At 41.6% G+C, this 25868-nt stretch carries 21 protein-coding genes and 1 pseudogene; 11 read left to right on the top strand and 11 right to left on the bottom strand.

Annotation, left to right across the window (positions count from 1 at the left end; translation table 11 throughout):
* Positions 1-264 precede the first annotated feature (264 nt).
* Positions 265-1314: an oxygen-dependent coproporphyrinogen oxidase gene (gene hemF, locus VB693_RS26360; protein ID WP_190705448.1), complete on the top strand. Its 1050-nt coding sequence runs from the start codon at positions 265-267 to the stop codon at positions 1312-1314.
* Between the two features lie 757 nt (positions 1315-2071).
* The gene (locus VB693_RS26355) at positions 2072-2440 is read left to right on the top strand and encodes an STAS domain-containing protein (RefSeq protein WP_190705517.1); all 369 of its coding nucleotides are present in this window, start codon (positions 2072-2074) and stop codon (positions 2438-2440) included.
* A gap of 87 nt (positions 2441-2527) precedes the next feature.
* Here VB693_RS26355 and VB693_RS26350 read toward each other — a convergent pair.
* Positions 2528-2669: pseudogene (locus VB693_RS26350) on the bottom strand (RNA-guided endonuclease TnpB family protein); the annotation flags it as partial.
* A gap of 233 nt (positions 2670-2902) precedes the next feature.
* Between VB693_RS26350 and tpiA the strand changes: the two are divergent.
* Both tpiA and folP read left to right on the top strand, forming a co-directional pair.
* Positions 2903-3628, top strand: coding sequence for a triose-phosphate isomerase (gene tpiA / locus VB693_RS26345; protein ID WP_323268830.1), 726 nt, complete (start codon positions 2903-2905; stop codon positions 3626-3628).
* Between the two features lie 80 nt (positions 3629-3708).
* Positions 3709-4569: a dihydropteroate synthase gene (folP, locus tag VB693_RS26340; RefSeq protein WP_323268824.1), complete on the top strand. Its 861-nt coding sequence runs from the start codon at positions 3709-3711 to the stop codon at positions 4567-4569.
* Positions 4570-4717: 148 nt separating this feature from the next.
* Here the strand turns inward: folP and VB693_RS26335 are convergent, their stop codons facing one another.
* The 5 genes from VB693_RS26335 to fabI form a co-directional block, all read right to left on the bottom strand.
* Positions 4718-5554 carry an SPFH domain-containing protein gene (locus tag VB693_RS26335; protein WP_190705453.1) on the bottom strand — a complete coding sequence of 279 codons (837 nt, stop codon included), beginning with the start codon at positions 5552-5554 and terminating at the stop codon, positions 4718-4720.
* Positions 5555-5804: 250 nt separating this feature from the next.
* Positions 5805-7301 carry an SLBB domain-containing protein gene (locus VB693_RS26330; RefSeq protein ID WP_323268823.1) on the bottom strand — a complete coding sequence of 499 codons (1497 nt, stop codon included), beginning with the start codon at positions 7299-7301 and terminating at the stop codon, positions 5805-5807.
* 487 nt (positions 7302-7788) lie between these two features.
* Positions 7789-8772 carry an ABC transporter ATP-binding protein gene (locus VB693_RS26325; protein ID WP_323268822.1) on the bottom strand — a complete coding sequence of 328 codons (984 nt, stop codon included), beginning with the start codon at positions 8770-8772 and terminating at the stop codon, positions 7789-7791.
* Positions 8773-8923: 151 nt separating this feature from the next.
* A complete protein-coding gene (gene hisB, locus VB693_RS26320) occupies positions 8924-9553 on the bottom strand; it encodes an imidazoleglycerol-phosphate dehydratase HisB (protein ID WP_323268829.1) in 630 nt (209 codons plus the stop codon).
* 285 nt (positions 9554-9838) lie between these two features.
* Positions 9839-10615 carry an enoyl-ACP reductase FabI gene (gene fabI / locus VB693_RS26315; protein ID WP_323268821.1) on the bottom strand — a complete coding sequence of 259 codons (777 nt, stop codon included), beginning with the start codon at positions 10613-10615 and terminating at the stop codon, positions 9839-9841.
* A 520-nt stretch (positions 10616-11135) separates the two neighbouring features.
* Here fabI and ntcA point away from each other — a divergent pair.
* The 3 genes from ntcA (at position 11136) to VB693_RS26300 (ending at position 13905) form a co-directional block, all read left to right on the top strand.
* Entirely contained in the window at positions 11136-11807 is a 672-nt protein-coding gene (gene ntcA / locus VB693_RS26310; RefSeq protein ID WP_017321409.1) for a global nitrogen regulator NtcA, read from the top strand.
* A gap of 172 nt (positions 11808-11979) precedes the next feature.
* Entirely contained in the window at positions 11980-13446 is a 1467-nt protein-coding gene (locus VB693_RS26305) for a DUF3084 domain-containing protein (protein WP_323268820.1), read from the top strand.
* Positions 13447-13458: 12 nt separating this feature from the next.
* Positions 13459-13905 (top strand): pre-16S rRNA-processing nuclease YqgF, encoded by a 447-nt coding sequence (locus tag VB693_RS26300; protein ID WP_323268819.1) that lies wholly within the window; start codon positions 13459-13461, stop codon positions 13903-13905.
* 10 nt (positions 13906-13915) lie between these two features.
* Here VB693_RS26300 and VB693_RS26295 read toward each other — a convergent pair whose 3' ends face one another.
* The 3 genes from VB693_RS26295 to VB693_RS26285 all read right to left on the bottom strand — a co-directional run bounded on the left by VB693_RS26295 (position 13916) and on the right by VB693_RS26285 (position 16978).
* Positions 13916-14179, bottom strand: a complete 264-nt coding sequence (locus tag VB693_RS26295) for a DUF3146 family protein (protein ID WP_190705469.1) — start codon at positions 14177-14179, stop codon at positions 13916-13918.
* A gap of 361 nt (positions 14180-14540) precedes the next feature.
* Positions 14541-16697: a polyribonucleotide nucleotidyltransferase gene (locus VB693_RS26290; protein WP_190705471.1), complete on the bottom strand. Its 2157-nt coding sequence runs from the start codon at positions 16695-16697 to the stop codon at positions 14541-14543.
* Positions 16698-16798: 101 nt separating this feature from the next.
* Entirely contained in the window at positions 16799-16978 is a 180-nt protein-coding gene (locus VB693_RS26285) for a hypothetical protein (protein WP_190705473.1), read from the bottom strand.
* A gap of 482 nt (positions 16979-17460) precedes the next feature.
* Here VB693_RS26285 and VB693_RS26280 point away from each other — a divergent pair, with 482 nt between their 5' ends.
* The 4 genes from VB693_RS26280 (at position 17461) to VB693_RS26265 (ending at position 24029) form a co-directional block, all read left to right on the top strand.
* A complete protein-coding gene (locus VB693_RS26280) occupies positions 17461-22077 on the top strand; it encodes an SNF2-related protein (protein WP_323268817.1) in 4617 nt (1538 codons plus the stop codon).
* 94 nt (positions 22078-22171) lie between these two features.
* Positions 22172-22753, top strand: coding sequence for a GNAT family N-acetyltransferase (locus VB693_RS26275; RefSeq protein WP_323268816.1), 582 nt, complete (start codon positions 22172-22174; stop codon positions 22751-22753).
* Between the two features lie 29 nt (positions 22754-22782).
* Positions 22783-23619 carry an SWIM zinc finger family protein gene (locus tag VB693_RS26270; RefSeq protein ID WP_323268815.1) on the top strand — a complete coding sequence of 279 codons (837 nt, stop codon included), beginning with the start codon at positions 22783-22785 and terminating at the stop codon, positions 23617-23619.
* A 107-nt stretch (positions 23620-23726) separates the two neighbouring features.
* Entirely contained in the window at positions 23727-24029 is a 303-nt protein-coding gene (locus tag VB693_RS26265) for a CU044_2847 family protein (RefSeq protein ID WP_323268814.1), read from the top strand.
* A 63-nt stretch (positions 24030-24092) separates the two neighbouring features.
* Here the strand turns inward: VB693_RS26265 and VB693_RS26260 are convergent, their stop codons facing one another.
* Positions 24093-24278, bottom strand: coding sequence for a PCP reductase family protein (locus tag VB693_RS26260; protein ID WP_323268813.1), 186 nt, complete (start codon positions 24276-24278; stop codon positions 24093-24095).
* A gap of 199 nt (positions 24279-24477) precedes the next feature.
* On the bottom strand, positions 24478-25866 hold the full coding sequence (psbC, locus tag VB693_RS26255; RefSeq protein ID WP_190705489.1) for a photosystem II reaction center protein CP43: 1389 nt from the start codon (positions 25864-25866) through the stop codon (positions 24478-24480).
* Between the last annotated feature and the right edge of the window lie 2 nt (positions 25867-25868).

The raw sequence follows: 25868 nt of genomic DNA, 5'->3' as shown, positions 1-25868 counted from the left end.
ACTCAGCACTTAAGATGTTTGTAGACTAATGCACCAGAATGTTCCCATCAAGAAGTACAACAAAAATTTAGTCAATATACAAGCCTATACGCATTTGAGGGAAAATAATTCTAGTCATGCCCATTGATCATGTAAATTAAATGTTTCACAAGCAAAAGACTGTTTGGGCAAGTTGAGTCTCATTTTTGGCTCATGCTGCCCACAAATTTTTAGAATGAAAATTTGTGGCTGTTTTGGAAAATATAATTTAGTTTCGGGAATCTCATGGTAACTAATTCGCACACTCCAACTGTAGAAGCAAAATTATCTCCGTCTTTACCAGTGACTGATGCTAAGGCACGTGTCAGTCATTTTATGAAACAGTTACAAGATGAAATTACACAAGCACTAGCAGCACTGGATGGCGTGGGTACGTTTCAGGAAGATAGTTGGGAACGTCCGGAGGGTGGTGGCGGGCGATCGCGTGTACTGCGTGATGGTGCAATATTTGAACAAGCAGGTGTAAATTTTTCTGAAGTTTGGGGTTCTCATCTGCCTCCTTCAATTTTAGCCCAGCGTCCAGAAGCAGAAGGACATGGCTTTTATGCTACTGGTACATCCCTGGTGTTACATCCCCGTAACCCTTATGTACCAACTGTTCACCTCAATTACCGCTATTTTGAAGCCGGCCCTGTGTGGTGGTTTGGTGGTGGTGCTGACTTAACACCCTATTATCCCTTTGCGGAAGATGCTGCCCACTTCCACAACACATTAAAGCAGGCTTGTGATCAACATCACCCAGAGTATTACCCAGTCTTTAAACGCTGGTGTGACGAATATTTTTACCTCAAGCATCGAGACGAAAACAGAGGTATAGGTGGGTTATTTTTTGATTACCAAGATGGCCAAGGAGTTTTGTATCGTGGCCCTAATCCCAAAGGGAATGCAGCCGACTACAGTAACCAAGTAGGAGTACCAGCACAACGCAATTGGGAAGATTTGTTTGGTTTTATTCAAGGTTCTGGTAGAGCATTTTTACCCGCTTATGTACCCATCGTTGAACGTCGTCATGGGATAGAATATGGCGATCGCGAACGCAATTTTCAACTCTACCGTCGGGGTAGATACGTCGAATTTAACTTAGTTTACGACCGAGGCACAATCTTTGGCTTACAAACCAATGGACGTACAGAATCGATTTTGATGTCTTTACCACCTTTGGTGCGTTGGGAATACGGTTATCAACCAGAACCTAATACCCCTGAAGCAGAATTGTATAAGACATTTCTCAAACCCCAAGATTGGATCAACTGGCAACCAAATGAAAAATGCTGAGTTGAAAGTGCTGTTAGCGGAGCGGAATCTTCGCTATCGCAACTCTGACAGAAGCCCATTGCGAATTGCCATCTTCTCTACGTTCCCTGTGTTAGCGTTGTGTAGCAAAGCAAGCTACGCAACGCTACCGCGAACCCCGAAGGGTATGCGAAGCGTGTCGTAGACAGAGGCTACGCCAACGTAGCGAGGCAAAGCATCGTTGCGAATTGTTTTAACCCTGTGGAATAGTTACTTGCCTTGCGTAATTCTCAACTCATCAATAATGAAGTCAAAATAATTTTGTCTCGTGGACTAAGTACTTTTCACGGGTTACTCAGCACAGATTTGGTGAGTTAAACTACTAAAAGTAAGCACCTAGTACAAAAAAAGGTGACAAATTTAGCTGTATCTTGTTAAATTCAAGTTTCAGCACTAGATAGTCCTGTAGTTGGTGGGTTAAATAATTTACTACTTTTTCTAGAGTAGTATCATTGTTTATCAGACTGATATGTGATTCATCAATTCCAGGACTAGTACCAATTCACCAAGAAAAGGCAACAGATACAACTCTGGAAACCCAGGTTTGATCTTACCTTCTTTAATTACGTAGGCGAAAGCCTTCGCTACGGGACGCTACGCGAAGCTCTAGGCTGTTACGATTGACGTAAAGCCTGCGGCATAGCTGCGCTTAAAGCGTAGCGGGGCGCAGCCCTTAAGAATTACGAATTGGTATAACTTAGCCACAGTAAATTTTAAGATGAGTGCCACAGGGGGCTTAGTGATTCAAATAGAACAAACAACTTATACAACTCAAGATGGTAATACAGTTATTATCTTGACCCCAGCAGGTCGCTTAGATATCACCACAGCTTGGCAATTTCGCCTGAAGTTACAGGAATGTATTTCTAAACTCAGCCGTCATGTGGTGGTGAATCTTGGCCAAGTAAATTTTATCGATAGCTCAGGTCTTACATCTTTGGTCGCTGGTATGCGTGATGCGGATAAAGTCAAGGGCAGTTTCCGTATTTGCAATGTTCATCCAGAGGCAAAACTTGTATTTGAAGTGACAATGATGGATACAGTGTTTGAAATTTTTGAAACTGAAAATGAAGCTTTAGAAGGTGTGCCTAGAAGTATTGCTAGCTAAGAGTCTGTTTCTGTAAGCTTAAAACAAAGCTCAGTGTCTCCGTTCGCGTAGGGAATGGCTTAGAAACCCACACTGTATGCTTGCATCAGTGTGGGAGTATGTCAGAGTCTGTATACACTTTTTGCCTGAAAATGTGATGGCTTTCCTGATTTGGTGAAAGTTTCCATCCAGAGGTTTTATATTCCACTGCACGGTAGTTTTTCTTAACCTTTGGAAAGCCCTTTTTACCCCACAAAGATATCTGTGTGATATCCATCCGTGATTGGAGATCCACCATATACTTATTCGCGATCGCTATTTGATGAATTGAACCTCTAACCTATTATCACAATCAAGTCACCCCGCCTAACTCACCTTGTACTATCTCATCACCGCAATCTTGAACCATTGCATCGGTTGATCCGAAAAAGTAGTAGAGTGAAAAGTGCATCTAGTAGCGTTAAGAACTTGACTAAATCACCTGTGCGGAAAATCGTTATTGCCGGTAACTGGAAAATGTTTAAAATCCAGGCAGAATCACAAGAGTTTTTAACAGGGTTTCTGCCGTCCTTACAAGAAACGCCTCCAGGGCGGGAAGTGGTCTTATGTCCTCCTTTCACTGACCTGAGCGTTTTGTCCAAGAGTTTACATGGTAGCCTTGTACAACTGGGAGCACAAAATGTCCACTGGGAGGAAAGTGGGGCGTACACTGGTGAAATTTCAGGCCCCATGTTGGTAGAACTTGGTGTACGTTATGTGATTGTCGGTCACAGTGAAAGGCGGCAATTCTTTGGTGAAACGGACGAAACCGTGAATTTACGCCTGAAAGCTGCCCAAAAATATGGTTTAACCCCCATTCTTTGTGTAGGTGAAACCAAACAACAACGAGACGCTGGGGAAACTGAATCACTGATTATTAGCCAACTCGAAAAAGACTTAGTTGATGTTGATCAGGAAACTTTGGTGATTGCTTACGAACCGATTTGGGCAATTGGTACTGGCGACACTTGCGAAGCGACAGAAGCTAATCGAGTCATTGGCTTGATTCGCAGCGAGTTAAAAAATCCTGATGTCCCAATTCAATATGGTGGTTCAGTGAAGCCAAATAACATCGATGAGATTATGGCGCAACCAGAAATCGATGGTGTACTTGTCGGCGGAGCAAGTTTAGAACCTGCCAGTTTTGCCCGCATTGTCAACTATCATTAACCCCTTTGCAGCGTCAATAGTCCATAGTCATTAGTCTGTGTTTAAATCACGATTGACTATTGACTATTGACTAATTTTATATGTGTAGCAAGTTAGTAATACGCGATCGCTGTTTCGAGTGGGGACAGCGTACTTATTTAATGGGTGTCTTGAATGTGACACCTGATAGTTTTAGTGATGGTGGTAAATTTAATACTCCTGCGGCGGCTCTATCCCAGGCGGAGGCTTTGGTGGCGGCTGGTGCTGATATCATTGATGTGGGAGGTCAATCAACTAGACCCGGCGCACAGCAAATCAGCCCAGAAGCAGAACTAAATCGGGTACTGCCAGTATTACAGGTATTACGGTCAAACATTTCTGTACCTATATCCGTAGATACAACTAGGGCTGCTGTCGCTAAAGCTTCTGTTGAAGCTGGGGCAGATATTATTAATGATATTTCTGGCGGCACATTTGATCACGAAATGTTGCCCACAGTAGCTAGTTTAGGTGTACCAATTGTGTTGATGCACATCCGAGGGACACCCCAGACGATGCAACAAATGACTGATTATCAGGATGTTGTAGAAGAAATTTCTAGTTTTTTAACTCAACAGATCACAATAGCTACAGATTTGGGCATCAATCGCGAAAAAATCATTATTGACCCCGGTATTGGTTTTGCTAAGAACTATGAGCAAAATCTAGAAATTCTGCGCCGCTTGGGTTTATTGCGATCGCTTAATTGTCCTATCTTAGTGGGGGTATCCCGCAAAAGTTTTATCGGTCGGATTTTAAATCAACCAGATCCGCAAGCCAGAGTTTGGGGAACGGCCGCAGCGTGTTGTGCGGCTATCTTGAATGGTGCAGAGATCCTCCGAGTTCATGATATTCAAGAAATGCGCGATGTATCTCTAGTTGCTGATGCCATCTTTCGAGCGAAGAACAGAGGGGATAGTTAAGAGGGGACAGGATGGGAGAAAAAGAGGTGTTTCTTTAATTCTTAGCAGTTGGTGCGCCGTCTTGTGCAGCTGCTATCAAGAACCACAGAATGAGGGAATCAATCAAAATCTTTCAGGTACAGTCCCCAAGCTCTATGTTCACACAGACTTAACCATGTTCAATATTTTTACCATTACCCTCAGTGTTAACTGTTTCAGCAACCATTTCTTTCATTAATTCGCCTGATTTGCCAGGATCTACAAACACAACTTTGGCATTTGGACTTTCTCCCAGCCTATAGCTAGCATTTATATAATCTTGCGCTACTAAATAACGCAAAATTTCTTTAGTTTCAGGATTGCTACGTAACCCTTCAGCAATTATCTGGATGGAAGTCATAGTTCCTTCTGCTTTCTTAATGGCAGCTTGCCTCTCGGCTTCTGCTTCAGTAATTAATGCCCGTTTTTTGATTTCCGCCGCTCGCTCCTCTTCCATTGACTTGCGTACACTCTCCGGTGGTGTAATTCTTTGAATATCTAATCGGATAATCTCAACTCCCCAATCGGCTGTAGTGTTATTCAACTGGTCTAAGATGGCTTTATCCATCTCTGCTCTTGTCACATTAGTCTCTTCTACAGTGTTCTGGGCAATAATTTCTCGGAGTGTAGTTGTGGCTAGCTGTGTGAGTGAACCTTGCAAGTCTTCAATCTCATAAAAGCTTTTCTCAATATTTTTTATTTTCCAGAACAATACAGCATCAACTTCTAAGTAGATATTATCTTTAGTGATGACATTTTGTGGTTTGATATCTATGTACTGTTCTCGCGTAGTATCTTCCATCACAACTTGATCCACCAGAGGTACTACAAAGTTCAACCCTGGCGTCAGTGTGCGATGTTTCCTTCCCAAGCGTTCTACTAAGGCGGCATTCCCTTCGTTGATAATTTTGGCAGATCCTAAGGCATAAGCTATAAGTGCTAAGACTACAGCAATAATTGGCTCCATATATGCTCCTATTAGCTTTTAAGGAGATTTTAGTTTAAAGGACATGGTAATACCATGTTTTATATTTAAGTCTAATGTTTTGAGTTTGTAACTAAAATAACTTAAGTTAGGCAAATTTAAACAAGCCCTCTCCAGAGTTTGCTTTTCTACTCCTCTTTTATGACTCTGATGAAAGTCAAAAAGGTAGGATGGGTTTGATTTTGTTCAACCCATCCTACCCCTAAATTTAACAAAACCTAGATATATAAACTTAAAACCCGAACAATCTGAAAAGATTAACGATAATACCTAGAGGCCCAGCTACGATGTTGAGACCATCACCAGCTTGAGCTATACCAGAGCGGTTAACTACGACAACATCATTGTTGCGGAGAATGGGATTAGTTTCCTCGTTAATTCCTTGGTTGAAATCAACTTTTACATCACGCTTAGTAACTGAACCATTAGCGTTGAGGCGAATCAACTCTACAGTACCCTTACGCGCTCTAGCATCATTGAACCCACCAGCTGCTAGTATTGCTTGGTTCAAAGAGCTATTAGGTTGTAATTCTACCGCACCGGCTCGTTTAACTTCACCGACTACACCAACTTGAATTCTGGCTGGAGATAAAGTAGTGGTAGCTAATTGAGTAGCTTCTGCTGGAGTAATCTCGGTGGCTGTGGGAATCACAATCGTATCTCCATCTTGGACAATCACGTCTTGATTGACATCGCCACCCTGCAAAAGTTGCCAAAGATTGATATCTACAGTTTGTTCTGTACCTGTTCTTGTAGGTCGGCGTAGCTTGATATTACGAATATCTGCTTGGGATGTAATTCCACCAGCTAATTGAATTGCTCGTGTCAGATTAGGCAGACCAGAGCCAGCTGCTCCAGCATTTTGTGCATCTGTTGAACCTGCCGAGACAAGATAAGAACCTGGACGATATACTTCACCAATTACTGCGACTGTGCGCGGTGCAGTTTGGCTAGCTGCAAAGTTAGCAGCAAATAGATTGCGAGCGCCTGCAATATTAAAGGAAGTTGCTGTTGGTACAACTATGACATCACCATCCCTTAAGGTAATATCTTGGGCTGTATCGCCTGTTTCAATGAGTTGCTTGAGATTGAGAGTCACAAGTTGCTCACCAGCACCTGTTGTTTTACGCTTGAGCTGAACTTGGGTGACATCTGCTGCCAAAGTAACGCCTTGAGCTGTAGTCAATGCAGCTAATACAGTTGGGTATTGTACTCCAGGATTGTTACCGGCACCTCCTGCCAAACTCAAAGTGTAAGCACCTGGACGAGTGACTTCTCCGGCAACCAGAATATTAATAGGACGGGGGGATAAAAGATTGATAGAAATCTGCGGACGTTTCAGAAACTTCCGGTATTTTTCGGTGATGATATCAGCAGCTTGTTCAGTGGTGAAACCCTGAACAGAAACACTACCAATTAAAGGTAGGTTAATAGCTCCACCTGGAGGAATTTGGTATTCACCCGTATATTCGGGTACTTCAAAGACATTTACACGGATTAGGTCTCCGCCGCCTAATAGATAATTTGTATTTGGTTGTTGTATTTGCGGAGATACGGGTTGGGAATTAGGAACTACTTGCGCTCTAGTTGCAGGTATTGTTTGTGAATTAGGAGATACTGATTGTCCCTGAGCTAAACTGGCAGAAGGCAGAATGAGATGAGCAGCTGTTAATAAAGCTGCACCCACAGCTGGCTGGGTGAAAAATTTCAGCGAACCTATGTTAACCATATTTACCTTAGACTCTGAGACTACAAGTGGTAAAGTATTGTCTAAACATTTTAATCTTGACTATACTTAAGTATTTAGGTTTCCCGACAATCTTATTTTCCTGAAAAAGCTATCTTTCCCGGAAAATATTTTTGAATTTTTAGTAAACTTAGCTGCAAGAATAACTGATGGAAATACTATAGTTCATTTATAGCGTTACCCTATTTGATGTAGTTTAAAAAAAAGTAGCAAAAAACACTAACATTTCTCATGATTAAGCAACATTATTAGTGCATATTGGCAGTTATTATTGTGTCAATAAATGCAGAACAAAGTGACAAATATCATATTTTTAATTAGTAATTTGTAAACCTATCTAAAGTTATATATTTCCATGACCCTGGAAAATAAACATAAAGCATATTATTACAAGCAAGCAAAATAATAAACCTTGATTTCTCGGATTTTTAGCTATTGAAGATGGTATCTTAAAGTTCGCTGTTATGTACTATTTAACGACATGATTTATTTGACTGATCTGTTGGATAAAAAACTCCTCTAATGATTGACGAGATAGATGTATCGAAATAACTTTTCCACCCATCAAGCGCAAACTACCTAGAAAGTCATAGTAATCGGCTTGTAGTGTCCCATGCCAAGAACCATCAGGCTCAAATACTATACTCGGTAGCCATTTTTTGAGGATTGACAAATCACCGCCTTCACCTTTGACATGATATGTTTCATCTCTGCCTAATAGTTCTCCTAGAGAACCGATACAGATTAATTCGCCTTGAGAAAGAATAGCGATGCGATCGCAAATTTGTTCGACTTCACTGAGAATATGGCTGTTAAAAAAAATCGTCTTGCCGGCGGCTTTGAGGGACAAGATAATTTCCCGCATCCGGTAGCGTCCGAGGGGATCTAGTCCTGACATCGGTTCATCTAGAAATATTAATTCTGGATCGTTAATTAATGCCTGCGCCATACCCACACGTTGTAACATCCCTTTGGAGTAGCGACGCATCTGTTTTTTGCGTGCATCAGCTACTGATAAACCCACTAAATCTAGTAAGTGTGGAATGCGTTGGCGTTGCACATTAGCGGGAATTTGGAATAATCCGGCGGCTAACTGCAAAAACTCCCAGCCTGTGAGATACTCATACAAGTAAGGGTTTTCACTTAAATAGCCAATGTTCTGCTTGACGTTGCGATCGCCTAAAGGTTGACCCAACAATAAACCTTTGCCAGCCGTAGGCCGGATAATTCCCAGCAATAGTTTTAACAGCGTTGTCTTCCCTGCACCATTCGGCCCCAGTAAACCAAAAGTTTCCCCCTGATAAACCGTTAAAGAACAGCCTTTGAGGGAGACAACCTGTTGATTCATCCAAAAGCCAGTGCGATAGACCTTTCTTAAATCAGAAGTAATGACTACTGGCGGGGTATCTATAGTAGCTAGTTGAGCATCAGCAGTGTCTTTAACAGACTTCATTTGAGTTTAATTAACACAGCGTTGGTAACAAGTTACCCAATAGGATAACCGCGATCGGTTACAAGTGTGTTAATTGTTGCAAATTTTGGGAATGAGGAATTAGGGGTTATGAGAATTCTTTGTTGTCTCCCCTATACCCCTGTTTTCTGAATCAAAGCACTCCCTTAGAACTGGGAATAGTACCAGCGCGACGGGGATCAACTTCTACCGCCATGCGTACAGACCTAGCGAATGCTTTAAACGTCGCTTCGATGATGTGGTGGGAATTGATTCCATCTAACTGGCGAATGTGGAGTGTCATTTGGCTGTGGTTGACTAACGCCACAAAAAATTCTCGCACCAATTGCGTGTCATAAGTCCCCACTCGTTGGGTAGGAATTGTTAAACCATAGCTCAGGTGAGGGCGACCAGAAAAGTCTAGCGCAACCTGTACTAAAGCTTCATCTAAAGGGGCTAAAAAATTACCAAAGCGGACAATGCCTTTTCTGTCGCCTAATGCCTTATGCAAAGCTTGTCCTAGGGTAATGCCTACATCTTCATTAGTGTGGTGGTCGTCAATCTCCCAGTCACCTTTGGCTTTGACATCCAAATCAATCAAGCCGTGAGAGGAAATTTGATGCAACATATGATCCAAAAACGGAATCCCTGTGGCAGCTTGGCAAATGCCACTACCATCTAGGTTGATAGTAACTTGCACATCAGTTTCACCAGTAGTGCGATGTACTGAGGCAACGCGAGAGGATGAGGAGAAATTAACTTGGGGATAATCGCTGATTTGCATAGAGGTTGGGAACTGGGGACTAGGAATTTTAGATTTTGCGGAAAGTTCTGTAGGCGGGTTTCCCGCCGTAGGAAACTTTTCAAGACGGATTTTAGATTTTGGATTGAATAATCTAAAATCCACTCATTGAAAAGCTGGGGATTGGGGATTGGGGACACAAGTTATTCACTGCGTGACGCTAGCGCGTAGCTTGCTTCTCCAGAGGAGTACAATTTTGAATTTTGTAGCTTGCTTCTCGTAGAGTATTTTGAATTTTGAATTTATATGCCCCTTTCCCAAATCGTATTACATTCCCATGATTTCGTATCCTGAATCCACGTACAGGACTTGTCCTGTGATACCGCTAGATAAATCGCTAGCCAAGAAAGCCGCCGTGTTACCTACTTCTGTTTGGGTGACAGTACGCCGCAAAGGAGCGACGGCTTCGACATGGTGAATCATATCTAAGATGCCACCAACAGCACTAGATGCTAAGGTGCGGATAGGCCCCGCAGAGATGGCATTAACGCGAATATTTTGAGGGCCGAGTTCAGATGCTAAATAACGCACACTAGCTTCTAATCCTGCCTTAGCCACACCCATAACGTTGTAGTTAGGAATTGCCCTCACGCCACCCAAATATGTCAGGGTAATGATACTTCCCCCCTCTGTCATTAATGGTTTGGCTGCACCACTTAACTGCACAAGTGAATAGGTACTAATGTCTAAAGCTGTAGCAAAGCCAGAACGAGAAGTTTGGCTAAAATCTCCAGTTAAATCATCTTTGTTAGCAAAGGCCAAACAATGAATCAGAATATCTAGTCGTCCCCACTTGTCGCGGATTGTCTCAAAGGTAGATTGAATCTGTTCGTCGTTTTGGACATTACAGGGAACAAATAAACTGGGGTTGAGAGGTTCTACTAGTTCAGCAACTTTCTTCTCCATTTTGCCCCTTTCATCTGGTAGATAGGTAATGCCGAGATTCGCTCCTGCCGCGTGTAGTTGTTGGGCAATCCCCCAAGCAATAGAGCGGTTATTGGCAATACCCGTTACCAGAGCGTTTTTTCCATTCAGATTCAGCATAGAAACCCTTGATGTAAGCGATTTATGAAAATAGAGGCTAGGGACTGGTGACTGGTGGCTGGGGACTAGTGACTGGGGATAAGGAACTGCGGATTAGGTATTGTTTTCTTTTACCTTTTACCTCTTGCCTCCTGCACCCTACCTCCTGACTCCTGCCTTCATGAGCATACTAGAATCTGAGGCACGTTTGTATTTGTTTTATACATGATGGGCAAAAATAATAATTAGTAAATGTGTTTTTTTGATTTAAAATACATATTATTCCTTAAGAAATTCTCAAGATTACTTAAGTTTTTAGAGAAAAAACCTGATGGTTATAGCAAGCAGAAGTATCTATCAAGAACTGCTAGCTAAAAATAGCAGAAATTAGGTATCATTATAAACAAATAACTATGAAGTTATGGGTTTAAGTATAGTAAAGTACAGCAAGGTTAACGGTGCTTTATTGATTTTTCAGGTGTATTCTTAGGTAATTAGTTTTCACTTTTTTGTTATTCCGGCATTGGGTAGGGGAAGGGAGATGATCGTGACACAAGATAAGGCCCTAGCAAATGTTTTTCGCCAGATGGCAACTGGAGCTTTTCCACCAGTTGTCGAAACGTTTGAACGAAATAAAACGATCTTTTTTCCTGGCGATCCTGCCGAACGAGTTTATTTTCTTTTGAAAGGCGCAGTCAAGCTTTCCAGGGTGTATGAGGCAGGAGAAGAAATTACAGTTGCACTATTGCGGGAAAATAGCGTTTTTGGCGTTCTGTCTTTATTGACGGGCAATAAATCTGATCGGTTTTACCATGCGGTGGCATTTACCCCAGTAGAATTGCTGTCTGCACCAATTGAACAAGTAGAGCAAGCACTCAAGGAAAATCCTGAATTATCAATGTTGATGCTGCGGGGTTTATCTTCGCGGATTTTGCAAACAGAGATGATGATTGAAACCTTAGCGCACCGAGACATGGGTTCGAGGTTGATTAGTTTTTTACTGATTCTCTGTCGTGACTTTGGCATTCCTTGTGCAGATGGGATCACAATTGATTTGAAGTTATCTCATCAAGCGATCGCAGAAGCAATTGGTTCGACGCGCGTGACAGTTACCAGATTATTAGGGGATCTGCGTGAGAAAAAGATGATTTCGATTCACAAAAAGAAGATTACTGTGCATAAACCTGTGACTCTCAGCAGACAGTTCACATAAAATCCATTGGGGTCAGGGGCGGTGGAGCGTGTTATATTTCTTTAGATAACACTCAATAGTTGGCATTAAATCTAAAATCTTGAGTAATTTCAGCTATTGCCGACCCCCCCATCCTCCCCAGACAATGACTGAAAGTAGTAGGCTGTATCTGGAAACATTTCGGTAGCTGAAGATGACAACCGGCTACATCCTCATCGCAGCAATTTTAATTTTGGGAGGCGTAATTGCCACTGTTGGCGATCGCATCGGCACAAGAGTTGGCAAAGCACGCCTCTCTCTCTTTAAGCTTCGCCCCAAAAACACGGCTGTAGTGGTAACGATTTTTAGTGGTGTACTGACAGCAGCCACAACCCTAGCTATTCTGTTTTTGGCTGATGAAGGCTTACGGAAAGGGGTATTTGAGTTAGAAGATATTCAAAAAGACCTCCGACAAAAACGAGAACAACTCAAAGTTGCTGAAGATCAAAAAAGTCAGGTAGAGGCTGAACGCAACCAAGCCAATCAGGAATTAGAAACCACCAAAAAAGAAAAATTTACAGCGCAGCAAGATTTAGCTCAAACCCAAACTAAACTCCAGCGCACCCAAAACCAGTATCAAAAAGCTATAGCTGAACTCCAAAGTGTTTACAATCAAAGGAAAGCACTACAGATAGCTGTTACCAAACTAGAGACAGAACGTAGACGGCTGTATATAGAAGCCCAAAAAGCAATTGCCGAACGCGATCGCGAAATAGCTAACCGTCAACAAGCCATAGAACAACGCGATCGGGAACTGAGTAATCGTCAACAAGCCATAGAACAACGTGATCGCGAACTGGCTAACCGTCAACAAGCCATAGAACAACGCGATCAAAAAATTGCCCAACTAGATAAACTCATCCAAAATCGCAATTTAGAAATTACCCAAAGAGAACAGGTAATTGCCAAACGGGAATCTCTACTCAAAGAATTGGAAAGACAACAGGATTATCTAGAACAGGAAGTGGCGAGACTGGAAAAATATTACCAGTCATATCGTGACTTACGCTTGGGTAAATTGGCTTTAGTTCGGGGTCAAGTTATTGCGGCGGCTGTAGTGCGTGTTAACCAAACGACTACTGCCCAACAAGTAATTGTGCAACTACTGCAAGAAGCCAATCGCAATGCTAGCATCGAATTAGCTGAACCTGGAACTGCTGCTAATACACAACTGCTGCGTGTAACTCCAGATAGAGTTGAGCAGCTGATCAAACAAATTAACGATGGTCGAGAATACGTAGTGAGAATTTTCTCAGCTGGCAATTATGTGAGGGGGGAACAGCAGATAGAATTTTTCGCCGATACAGCTAGAAATGTCTTAGTATTTTCTGAAGGTGAGGTATTGGCGACAACTACCGCCGATGCTAAAACTATGACCTCATACCAATTAAGGCAAAGATTAGATTTATTAATTTCAGCATCTCAATTTCGTGCTAGAAATTCGGGTATTGTCGAAGGTGTACAAATTGATGGTACGTTTATTCGCTTTGTTGCTCTATTGAGACAATTCGGGCAACCCATAGAAATTAAAGCAGTAGCAGCAGAAGACACTTACACGGCTGGGCCTTTGAGAGTAAAACTATTAGCAATTCAAAACGGCAAAGTTGTTTTAAGTACTTAATAAAAATTTATTATGACTTTTAGTGAATTTTCCCCAACACAACCAGTCATTTTAGGGTTTGATCCCGGTAAAGATAAATGTGGTGTAGCCATGATGGGATTAGATCGGCAATTGCATTATCATCAAGTTGTGCTTTCTCGTGAGGCGATCGCTACCATTAATAACCTACGTCAAAGGTTTCCCGTTTCCTTGCTGGTAATGGGTAACCAAACCACAGCCAAACGCTGGAAACAGCAATTGCAACAAGAATTAGTCGAGCCATTAAACATTGTATTAGTAGACGAGCGTTATAGTACCTTAGAAGCACGCGATCGCTATTGGCAGATGTATCCGCCTAAAGGACTCACAAAGCTACTACCCCAGGGAATGCGCCAGCCTCCACGCCCTATAGATGACATTGTGGCTATTCTCTTAATTGAAAGATATTTAAGCCGCCTCACTGAATCAGTTAACAGTTAATCTGAAATTTTTACAATTTGGCGCGAATCGTAAACGCATAGTCTCCGCCTGGTTCTAGCTGATAATCTTGTTGTTCCAAGAACCTTCCCAGAGGTTCTTTGATTAAAGCCCGACCTTGAGAAGGCTTCACGGAAAGTTCTCCCTGGCGAAAATTCCATTGGAAATGCCACTCAAAATCCCCTGCACTCACTTCACCTTCTAGGAAGCCGTGTTGCCAGGATTGGCGGGTAATTTTGACATGGGCGGTAGTTTCTGGCAAACGTTTAGCACTCACAATGCTTGGTGTTAAGTATGGAACAAAAGCTAACTATTTAGGCTATCTTTTATTTACCAAACTTCGATGCGATCGACAAACTGGCAACATGAGTATTTTTGCTTAATATCGCTATATATATCTTGAAAATTGAAAATATAAACGTTTAAGAATAATCCAGTTTTCACTAATAATAGGGATTTCATCAGCTTTAGTGTTTCTTCCGTTGTTAGCTACTGAATTAATGAATCATAGTGAAATTTTAAATTTAAAGCCGCGACTTCAGTCGTCCGGCTTCTCTTTCATAAGTGATAAAAATTTACGGCGATGCCTACCTAAAAGGCATCGCGGATTTTAGATAGAATCTAAAATCCCAATCGAATTAACGATTCACCGCCGCAGCTTCCCGTGCCGCAGCTGCCTGATCGGGGTGGATACCCAAGCGTGTGAGGTTAATCCGTCCCTTATTGTCAATTTCGCGTACCTTGACAACGACTTCATCACCTACAGCTACTTCATCCTCAACCTTGCCAACACGATAATCAGCCAGTTGGGAAATATGGATCATTCCTTCCTTACCGGGGAGAAATTCCACAAAAGCACCAATTGGGATAATCCGAGTCACGCGTCCAGCATAGACATCGCCTTCATTCAACTTGCGGGTCATGCCTTGAACGATATTACGCGCCCTCTTGGCTTTATTCTCATCTACCGCAGAAATAGTAACTGTGCCATCATCTTCGATGTCAATTTTCGCACCAGTTTCTTCGGTGATACCCTTAATTGTTTTACCACCAGGGCCAATGACTAGACCAATCATGTCTGGATCAATCTTAATCGTCAACAGACGCGGCGCATAAGGTGAAGTTTCAGGGCGGGGTTGGTCAATGGCTTGCAACATTTTATCGAGAATGTGCAACCTGGCGGCTTTGGCTTGGTTGATGGCTTGGGCAATAACTTCCATAGGCAAACCAGATATTTTCATATCCATTTGCAAGGCGGTAATTCCTGTATCTGTGCCGGCGACTTTAAAGTCCATGTCTCCCAAGAAGTCTTCAATGCCTTGAATATCTGTCAGGACTCGGACTTCATCTCCTTCTTTGATCAAACCCATAGCCGCACCACTGACTGGTTTGAGAATGGGTACACCAGCATCCATTAAGGCCAGAGTAGAACCGCACACAGAACCCATTGAGGTAGAACCGTTAGAAGATAACACCTCTGAAACGATACGAATCACGTAGGGGAATTGTTCTTTCGGTGGTAGTACAGGTAAAATGGCTCTTTCTGCCAAAGCACCGTGACCGATTTCTCGTCTACCTGGGGCGCGTAAAGGTTTGGTTTCTCCCACTGAGAACGGCGGGAAATTGTAATGATGCAGGTAGCGTTTGGATTGGTCTGTTTGCAGGTCGTCGTTGAGGTTTTGAGCATCTCCTGGAGTACCGAGGGTACAAGCGGATAATACCTGAGTTAGTCCTCGGTTAAATAGCCCGCTACCGTGGACGCGCTTCGGTAAGACATCCACTTGACAAGACACAGGACGGACTTCATCGAGTTTGCGTCCATCAACACGCACGTTATCTTCGACGATTTGACGGCGCATGAAGTGCTTAGTGATGTCTTTAAAAGTGTTACCCAAGGCTTTGCTATTGGCAGTAGCAGCAAGGCGGATTGGGTCGTCTTCTGAGAGTGCGGCGATCGCTGTGGCAATATTGTCTTTAACGGCATCCAACGCGGTATCGCGTTCGGGTTTAGCCAAATTAAATTGAGCCAGAATTTTCTTAATTTCGTCGCTAGCGCGATCGCGGATATAATTTGCCAGAGTTTGATCTACCTCTGGTTTTGCTTCTTGGACAATTTCTAAACCCATTTCTGCTACTAAATCTTGCTGCGCCTTGATTAAATCGCGCACAGCTTCGTAGCCAAAATCAATCGCTTCAATAATATCTCGCTCTGGCAATTGATTAGCACCTGCTTCCACCATGATTATGCCATGTGGTGAACCAGCTACTATCAAATCCAAATCTCCAGCTTCGATTTCTGCATAGGTGGGGTTGATGATAAAGTCATCACCTACTAAGCCTACTCGTACTGCTGCCATTGGCCCGTTAAAGGGAATTTGGGCAATCAGAGTTGCGATCGAAGCGCCTGTCACCGCCAATACGTCCGGTGGTACTAGCTCATCCATTGACATTGTAAATGCCACAACTTGCAAGTCATCCCGCAACCATGAAGGGAACAAAGGACGCAAGGGACGGTCAATTAAACGACTGGTGAGAGTGGCTTTTTCTGGTGGACGACCTTCCCGGCGCATGATCCCACCAGGTATTCTCCCAGCTGCGTATAGTCTTTCTTCGTAATCTACTGTTAGGGGAAGGAAATCAATGCCCTCTCTGGCTGTTGATCGCGTAGCTGTTACTAAAACAACTGTATCCCCTGATTCTATCAACACAGACCCACCAGCTTGCGGTGCTAGTAGGCCTACTTTCAGTCGAATATCCCTTCCATCGAAGGATATTGACTTCTCAAATTCTGCCATTCAGCTTTTTTTCCTTCTCTTTCTTTATTCTCTCACTGTGGCAATCCTAACATTTATGCCCTATGGCTGACTTCTGTTACATACAAAGAGCAACAAGTTCCTCAACGCCAAGCACGATACACACTCAGCGCATCCACCATCTGTTCATCAGCTAGTTTTGCCACTCGTTGAGTGCTTACAATGATATCAAGGGATTGCGGATTAGGTACTGGGGACTGGGGACTGGGAATTTGAGATTTGAGATTTTGGATTGAATAATCTAAAATTGCAAATCCACTCATTGAAAGGCTGGGGACTGGGTACTAGTACAGCACGGCGTAAATTAACTCACTATCTAAAATCCTGGAAAAGCTTAGAAATCAGGGTGATTTATGGGTGATTTAGACTTTTGGCTCTTGCCTGATTGTACTATCTTTCCTAGTTCCTAATACAGAGTGGCGAAAATCACGCTACCATCTAAAAAATAGCTAAATCAATAGACCTCTTGCATAAATGCTTAAGCTGTCATGTTGAGCAAAGCGAAACATCTCAAAGATTCTACATTTCATTCAGAATGACACATTTTCCGACTTTTGCCAGAGGTCTAATATTTTGACTATGAAAAATTTTAATTGATATATCAATATTATTTACTTTTATAAAATTATAAGTATTTTACAATATTTAAATTTCATGACCATAAAGATATCAAAACAAATATAGTTCTCATTAAACAAGCAATACTTAATAATTTTATTTTGATTAAAGTCTGAGTAGTTAACAAATGGCAATTCTACACGGTAGTTGGTTATTAAAAGGGCAGGAAAACTGTTTATTTATTTGGGGTGAAACGTGGCGATCGCCACGAGTTAATGTGAACTTGAGTGAATTAGCACTAAATCCCTTGGCGATGACAGCAGTTGAGTTAGGTGAGTGGCTATCTGCTGAAAATATTAGCATTGCAGACTTCATCACTCAACTAGAAAAAAAGCCATCTACCAAGGTCGCAAGTTCTAAAAAGATAAATTTACCGATTCATTCTCAAAAAGTTAATTTACCAACTTATATTTTAGAAATAACTAAAGACGAGACAGCATTGATGTCTCCCTTACATTCTGGTGCGTTGGCATCTGAGATAGACTCTCAAAAATACTTACAACCTTGGCGAATCGAAGGTTTTTGTCTCAACCCCATACAGGCTATCAAATTTCTCACTTCTTTACCCTTAAATATTGTCAATGGGGAAGATACATTTTTAGGTGGAGATTTACGCTTTTGGTCACAGGTTGCCCGTTGGAGTTTAGATTTAATTTCACGATCTAAGTTTTTACCAATTATCCAAAGACAAGCTAATGAGAATTTTGACGCAAAATGGCAAGTCCTTCTAGATAGTGCCATAGATGGAACTCGCTTAGAAAAGTTGGCGACGAAAATGCCCTTGGTTTGTCGGACTTACGGGGGACTGGGGACTGGGGGAGAATTTAGTCAGTCACCAATGTACGTTGATTTTCCCAGTCAGCCGCAAGACTTAATTTTGGCGTTTCTCAATAGTGTGATAGATGCCCAAGTGCGGGAGATGGTGGGGACTCAAACTCTGGTTGAACCCAGGGTAATGGCATCTTTACCATTGGCGGTGCGTCAGTGGTTGCAGTCTTTAACTGGTGGATCTAATGTAGTGAATGCAGATGTTATTGGTATAGAGAGACTAGAAGCAGCACTGAAAGCTTGGACGATGCCGCTACAATACCAATTAGCCAGCAAAAATCAATTTCGTGCTTGTTTTGAGTTGCGATCGCCTGAAAATGAAGAAACTGATTGGAAACTGGCATATTTTTTGCAAGCGGCTGATCATCCCGAATTTTTAGTAGATACAGCAACGATTTGGCATCATCCAGTTGAGCAATTAGTTTATCAAAATCGCACCATTGACCAACCGCAAGAAACATTATTGCGGGGTTTGGGTTTAGCTTCTCGATTATATCCATTGCTTGCACCCAGTTTAGATGCTGAATGTCCCCAATCTTGTCGACTTACCCCTATGCAAGCCTATGAGTTTATTAAATCCGTGGCGTGGCGGTTTGAAGATAGCGGTTTAGGTGTGATTTTACCGCCTAGTTTGGCAAACCGTGAAGGCTGGGCGAACCGCTTGGGGTTAAAAATTTCTGCCGAAACTTCCAAGAAAAAACAAGGGCGTTTAGGATTACAGAGTTTGCTAAATTTTCAATGGCAATTAGCTATTGGCGGACAAACTATTTCTAAAGCAGAATTTGATCGCTTGGTGGCTTTAAATAGTCCTTTAGTAGAAATTAACGGCGAATGGGTGGAATTGCGTCCCCAAGATATTAAGACAGCCCAAACCTTTTTTGTATCTCGCAAAGACCAAATGTCTTTGTCTTTAGAAGATGCTTTACGCCTGAGTACAGGAGATACCCAGGTGATTGAAAAATTACCAGTAGTCAGCTTTGAAGCATCTGGGGCTTTAGAAGAATTAATTGGGGCTTTAACTAATAATCAAGCAGTTGCACCTTTACCCATACCGAAAAACTTTCGCGGACAGTTGCGGCCTTATCAAGAAAGAGGTGCTGCTTGGCTAGCTTTTCTAGAACGTTGGGGTTTAGGCGCGTGTCTCGCCGACGATATGGGACTCGGTAAATGCGTAGCACCTGATACATTAGTTAATGTTAATGGACTCTTACACACAGCTGAGTCAATTTGGGCAACTCATGCAGGAGAAACAAAATTTGACGGGGAAGGATTTTGGACAGAACCCACTGAAGAATTGTTGATTAATTCTATCAATGAAGAGACTGGCGAAATTGTCCAAGCCCCTATTAGATATTTGTATCGGCAACAAGTACGGGAGAAATTAAGGAAAATTACACTCCAAGACGGTAGCAGTGTGACTATTACTCATAGTCACAAGTTGCTGACTAATCATGGCTGGACAAATAACTTACAGGTAGGTGATTATGTTTGTGTTCCAGCCAAAATGCTGTGGAATGGAAAACCACAAGACCCGGATTTAGTCAAGTTCCTGGCTTGGCAAATTGCTGAAGGTTATGAACTGCTAGATAAAGGGGCTTTGAAGATATCTCAAAAAGACACCACAGTATTAGAAGATTTGCGTGAAACTTTTCAGCGTTTAGGCGATCGCTACAATCTTAAAATTAATCATCCCAGTATTATTAGTCCCTCCCACAAAACAGCTTGTCTGCGAGTTAACAGTCAAGCCTATCGCCGATTTTTAGCAGTGCAAGGTTATGCTTGGGGTAAACTGTCAGCAGAAAAATCGATTCCTCCCTTGATCATGCAGGCTGATTTAAATAGTGTACGTATATTTCTGCGTCACTATTTTGATGCTGAATCAGCTGTCATGGCAAATATGCGAAGTATCGAAATTTCCACCGCTTCACCTTTATTAATTGAGCAACTATCTACATTACTACGGCGGTTTGGTATTTGGTTACGCATCTCACAAAAACGAAAATGCGCTACAAATGGTAAGCGAATTTTCCGTACTTACTACATAGGTGTAATTGGTGGTAATTCTGCCCGGAGATTCTTACAAGAAATAAGTTTTGGTAACGCAGAAAAGCAGCCGAAGCTAGAGGAAATTTGTCAGAAGCTTAGTAATACCAATGTTGAAGGTATTCCTGCTAGTGATATTGTTGCTCAAATCATCAAAAATACAGGTTTACCTCTGCGAAACTTCGGAATGCACAATACTGTTTACATTAATGGTTCACAACAATTTTCTCAAGATAGTTTGCAGAAAGTGTTGGTTGCAATTAATCAGATTATTAGTGGCGAATTTCAACAACAATATCAACAACTTAAACCTTCTAAATGGACATCCCAAACACTAGCAGCCTACGAAGGTTTAGATTTAGAATATTTGAACTTAACCAAGCATCATTTACATCATCTACTGGAGCAACAGGTATTTTATTGCAAAATTGCCAGTATTGAAGATATTGATTACACAGGGTGGGTTTATGACTTTGAAGTGAGCAAATATCACAATTTTGTGGCGAATAATATTATCTGTCACAACACTGTACAATTTATTGCCTTTCTTTTACACCTGAAAGAACAGGATGTATTAGAAAAACCAACTTTATTAGTTTGTCCTACTTCTGTTTTAGGTAACTGGGAACGGGAGGTTAAAAAATTTGCCCCCACACTCAAAGTTTTAGAGTACCACGGTGATAAACGTCCTAAAGGTAAGACATTTAACGAAGCCGTAAAAAAACATGATTTAGTTATTACTAGTTATTCACTAATTCACCGGGATCTTAAATCATTGCAGGGTATAGATTGGCAGATAATTGTGCTAGATGAAGCTCAAAATGTAAAAAATTCTGAAGCTAAACAGTCACAGGCTATCAGACAATTAGAAGCAACATTTCGCATAGCTTTAACGGGGACACCAGTAGAAAATAGACTTCAAGAGTTGTGGTCTATTTTAGATTTTCTCAATCCTGGTTATTTAGGCAATCGGCAATTTTTTCAGCGTAGATTTGCTATGCCAATTGAAAAGTATGGAGATGCTGCTTCATTAAATCAATTACGTTCTTTGGTTCAACCTTTTATTTTGCGTCGTCTTAAAACTGACCGTGATATTATTCAAGACTTACCAGAAAAACAAGAAATGACGGTATTTTGTGGCTTAACAACGGAACAAGCCGCACTTTATCAACAAGTAGTAGAAGCATCTTTATCAGATATTGACTCTGCTGAAGGATTGCAACGTCGGGGGATGATTTTAGGTTTATTAGTTAAACTAAAACAAATCTGTAATCATCCATCCCAGTATTTAAAAGAAGCGAACTTAGCACAACATAATTCAGCCAAATTACAACGGCTAGAAGAGATGTTAGAAATAGCTTTAGCCGAAGGCGATCGCGCGTTAATCTTCACCCAATTTGCCGAATGGGGTAAATTACTCAAACCCCACCTAGAAAAGCAACTCGGACGCGAAATATTCTTTTTATATGGTAGTACCACCAAAAAGCAACGCGAAGAAATGATCGACCGTTTCCAACACGACCCCCAAGGTCCACCAATTATGATTTTGTCGCTCAAAGCTGGTGGTGTAGGGTTAAACTTAACCAGGGCAAATCACGTTTTCCACTTTGATAGATGGTGGAATCCCGCCGTAGAAAATCAAGCCACAGACCGAGTATTTCGCATTGGTCAAACTCGCAATGTGCAAGTACATAAATTCGTTTGCACTGGTACGTTAGAAGAAAAAATTCATGACATGATTGAAAGTAAAAAACAACTAGCAGAACAAGTAGTTGGTGCTGGTGAACAATGGTTAACTGAAATAGATACAGACCAACTCCGTAACCTACTAATCTTAGACCGCAATGCAGTTATTGAAGAAGATACAGAATAAAAGCGGAAGACCAACCACAATCCTAATCCGACTAAGCTTGAATGTGAGATAACATAAACTCCTAAGCAATCGTTGAAGAAAATAATTTATTTAAATGGTAGCTGAATATCACCGCATTATCTACTGTGATTCGACTACTATAGTAAATTGTTTGATATTTATATTTGATGCCATGAAAATTAAAAAATTAACCAAGTATGATGCAGAAAATTATAGGAAGCTGAGATTGGAGGCTTTATATAACAATCCTGATTCGTTTGGCACAATGTATCAGGAAGAAGCCATTAAGACAATAGATAATTTTAGGGAAAGGATACCAGTAGATAACAATAACTTCATATTGGGTTACGAGAAGGATAAAGAGTTAATTGGAATAGTGGCATTTCATCAAGAATCAAGAATAAAAGTGAGACATAAAGCATACATTCGTAGTATGTATGTTAAACCAGAATATCGAGGTAAAGGCATAGGTAAGTTACTACTGAATGAATTAATTGAAATAGCTAAAACTATTAATGATATAGAAATTTTATTAATTGATGTAGTATCAAATAATATGTCAGCAAAACAACTTTATCTATCTTTGAATTTTCAACCATATGGTTTAGAAAAGATTGCATATAAATTTAATAGTCAATATTTTGATATAGAATTGATGTTTTTACAAATTAAATAATAAAATATTTAACTAATAACTAATGATTTATGACAAACACAACATTACAATCAAGCCGGGAATGGTGGTCACAAAGATGGCTAGAATTACTCGATTCCTACCGCTTTAAAAAAAGATTAGAACGCGCCAGAAACTATGCACGCCAAGGTAACGTTCTCAGCATTGAATTCAAAGGTGCAAAAGTATTAGCCAAGGTGCAAGGTAGTGAGGTCGAACCTTATACAGTTTCGCTTTCCCTTAATTCTTTTAGCGATGAAGAGTGGGGCTATATCATTGAAACCATGTCTAAAAAAGCGGTTTTTGCTGCCAAATTATTAGCAGGAGAAATGCCCCAAAATATTGAAGAAGTATTTACCGCTAATGGCCTATCTTTGTTTCCCTTCACCCTAGGAGATGTTCACAGTAAATGTTCCTGTCCTGATAAAGCCAACCCTTGTAAGCACGTTGGTGCAATCTACTATCAATTAGGTGACAGATTCAGCGAAGACCCCTTTGTTTTATTTCAATTGCGGGGACGCACTAAAGAACAAATTATTAGCGACTTACGTCAACTGCGTGGTGCAAAATTAGAACCTGATGCAACCCCAACACCAGATCATCAACAAACAATTAATCATAATCAATATAATGTCAAAATTGACACTTTCTGGCAATATAATGAACCACTAGATTCTTCTTTGGTAGTGATTACACCATCAAGTAACGAGACAGTATTAAATGTCTTGGGGGTTATTCCGCTAGCCAAAACCGAGGAGTGTGTGATTAATTTAACTTCCAGCGATGTAGTAATGAAATATTTGGAGACTCTCTACAAAGAAGTTAGTCAAAAGGCAATGTTAGCAGCAATGAATGTGGGGGGAAGCTGATATACTCCACATCAGTCAAGTAGAGAATAGCTTGATTAATTGGTTGTATTGGTATTGAAAATTAGTGGTTGAATATTATTGATAGGCAATCACCCAGTTAAATCAACATGGAAATTCAAACCAGAATTATCTCACTAGAACTTGCTGATGGCACAAATATTAAAGTTGAAGCCACACCCATTGGTGAACGCAAAGGCGTTTTGCAATCCCAAGATTTTCATCAAGTGACTACTGCTATTGAGTCTCTGACGAAAGAAATTTCCGAAACATTACAAAAAGTGAAGCCTGATAGAGCGACTGTGAAATTTGGTATAGAAATTGGCATTGAATCAGGTAAAGTCACACCTTTAATCGTCAAAGGTGTTTCCACCGCAAATTTTGAGATTACCTTAGAGTGGATTAATAATTAAGCGATCGCCATTATTATCCCCTACACAACTTTCAGCAAAAATAAATATATCAACTCCAAGCATTTACTGTCCAAACTCTGCTCTAGCTTGCTCAACTAAATCTGCTGTCACTACATCTTTTCCTGCTTGACGTGCCAAATTCTCAATTCGGGCTTTCGCTTGAGCGCGAACAAAAAAGGGAATATTCTGTAACTTATCTTTGGCTTCGGATGTCCAACGCAAAACATCAGTAAAATTAGATTCTTTCATCTTGCCTAGTACCCCCTGATTTGCCTTGGTTACTTCAAGCTACTAACAAAAATTAATTTAGATTCCTGTGAATCATTATGTCTATGAGTTTTTTAGACATCTTTACAATTAAACCAATAGTACCAAAAAAAGGCTCTTGGTGTTACACCAAGAGCCTCAAAAGCGTTCGATTGTCAGTGATGTAATAAAACTTTAGAACCTAGTCAAGTTCAGTCATTGTCATTGCTGGTTCATTCTCACGGTCAATACCTCTCTCAAAACCACCAGCAGCAGCGCGGGCGCGACCAGCGTGCCACAAGTGACCGATGAGGAAGAAGAAACCTAATACGAAGTGAGAAGTCGATAACCACGCACGAGGAGATACGTAGTTGAAGGAGTTAATTTCGGTAGCTACACCACCCACGGAGTTCAAAGAACCCAGAGGAGCATGGGTCATATATTCAGCAGCGCGACGAGCTTGCCAAGGCTGAATATCGTTCTTGATTTTTTCTAAGTCAAGACCGTTAGGACCACGTAGAGGCTCTAACCAAGGGCCACGGAAATCCCAGAAGCGCATGGTTTCTCCACCAAAGATGATTTCACCGGTAGGAGAGCGCATCAGGTATTTACCCAGACCTGTAGGGCCTTGAGCAGAACCAACGTTAGCACCTAAGCGTTGGTCACGAATCAAGAAGGTTAAAGCTTGAGCTTGAGAAGCTTCGGGGCCTGTAGGACCGAAAAATTCACTGGGATAAACGGTGTTGTTGTACCAAACCATACAAGAAGCGATGAAGCCCATCAAGGACAAAGCACCCAAACTGTAGGATAGGTAAGCTTCACCAGACCAGATGAACGCACGACGCGCCCAACCAAAAGGCTTGGTGAAGATGTGCCAAATACCACCAGAGATACAAATCAGGGCAACCCAGATGTGACCGCCGATAACATCTTCCATGTTATCTACGCCGACAATCCAGCCTGCGCCACCAAAGGGAGATTCGATTAAATAACCGAAGATGACGGCAGGATTTAGGGTTGGATTGGTAATTACACGCACATCACCACCACCAGGAGCCCAAGTGTCATATACACCGCCGAAGAACATAGCCTTCAGCACTAGGAGCAACGCACCACAGCCCAAGATGATTAGGTGGAAGCCGATGATATTGGTCATCTTGTTCTTGTCTTTCCAGTCATAACCAAAGAAAGAGGAATACTCTTCTAAGGTTTCTGGGCCACGAACAGCATGATAAATACCACCAAAGCCCAATACGGCAGAGGAAATAATGTGGAGTACACCAACTACAAAGTAGGGGAAGGTATCGAGGACTTCACCACCCGCACCAACACCCCAACCGAGGGTAGCAATGTGAGGTAGCAGGATTAAGCCCTGTTCGTACATTGGTTTTTCTGGAACAAAGTGAGCGACTTCAAACAAGGTCATCGCTCCAGCCCAGAATACAATTAAACCAGCATGAGCAACGTGTGCGCCCAGCAGTTTACCAGATAAGTTGATTAAACGAGCATTGCCAGACCACCAAGCAAATCCACTGGATTCTTGGTCACGTCCGCCGCCCATTACGCCAGTTCTATTAGAGAGCGTTACCACGT

Origin of the sequence: Anabaena sp. UHCC 0399, from assembly GCF_034931465.1 — a bacterium.
Lineage (GTDB): Bacteria > Cyanobacteriota > Cyanobacteriia > Cyanobacteriales > Nostocaceae > Trichormus > Trichormus minutissimus.
Note: the sequence above shows the minus strand (reverse complement) of the source record. Positions and strands in the feature narration are given on the sequence as shown.

Excerpts from the sequence above, each read along its gene's own strand:
- hemF (WP_190705448.1), top strand. The coding sequence starts at position 265 with ATGGTAACTAATTCGCACACTCCAACTGTAGAAGCAAAATTATCTCCG.
- folP (WP_323268824.1), top strand. The coding sequence starts at position 3,709 with ATGTGTAGCAAGTTAGTAATACGCGATCGCTGTTTCGAGTGGGGACAG.
- VB693_RS26335 (WP_190705453.1), bottom strand. The coding sequence starts at position 5,554 with ATGGAGCCAATTATTGCTGTAGTCTTAGCACTTATAGCTTATGCCTTA.
- VB693_RS26330 (WP_323268823.1), bottom strand. The coding sequence starts at position 7,301 with ATGGTTAACATAGGTTCGCTGAAATTTTTCACCCAGCCAGCTGTGGGT.
- VB693_RS26325 (WP_323268822.1), bottom strand. The coding sequence starts at position 8,772 with ATGAAGTCTGTTAAAGACACTGCTGATGCTCAACTAGCTACTATAGAT.
- hisB (WP_323268829.1), bottom strand. The coding sequence starts at position 9,553 with ATGCAAATCAGCGATTATCCCCAAGTTAATTTCTCCTCATCCTCTCGC.
- fabI (WP_323268821.1), bottom strand. The coding sequence starts at position 10,615 with ATGCTGAATCTGAATGGAAAAAACGCTCTGGTAACGGGTATTGCCAAT.
- ntcA (WP_017321409.1), top strand. The coding sequence starts at position 11,136 with ATGATCGTGACACAAGATAAGGCCCTAGCAAATGTTTTTCGCCAGATG.
- VB693_RS26305 (WP_323268820.1), top strand. The coding sequence starts at position 11,980 with ATGACAACCGGCTACATCCTCATCGCAGCAATTTTAATTTTGGGAGGC.
- VB693_RS26300 (WP_323268819.1), top strand. The coding sequence starts at position 13,459 with ATGACTTTTAGTGAATTTTCCCCAACACAACCAGTCATTTTAGGGTTT.
- VB693_RS26290 (WP_190705471.1), bottom strand. The coding sequence starts at position 16,697 with ATGGCAGAATTTGAGAAGTCAATATCCTTCGATGGAAGGGATATTCGA.
- VB693_RS26285 (WP_190705473.1), bottom strand. The coding sequence starts at position 16,978 with ATGAGTGGATTTGCAATTTTAGATTATTCAATCCAAAATCTCAAATCT.
- VB693_RS26280 (WP_323268817.1), top strand. The coding sequence starts at position 17,461 with ATGGCAATTCTACACGGTAGTTGGTTATTAAAAGGGCAGGAAAACTGT.
- VB693_RS26275 (WP_323268816.1), top strand. The coding sequence starts at position 22,172 with ATGGTAGCTGAATATCACCGCATTATCTACTGTGATTCGACTACTATA.
- VB693_RS26270 (WP_323268815.1), top strand. The coding sequence starts at position 22,783 with ATGACAAACACAACATTACAATCAAGCCGGGAATGGTGGTCACAAAGA.
- VB693_RS26265 (WP_323268814.1), top strand. The coding sequence starts at position 23,727 with ATGGAAATTCAAACCAGAATTATCTCACTAGAACTTGCTGATGGCACA.
- VB693_RS26260 (WP_323268813.1), bottom strand. The coding sequence starts at position 24,278 with ATGAAAGAATCTAATTTTACTGATGTTTTGCGTTGGACATCCGAAGCC.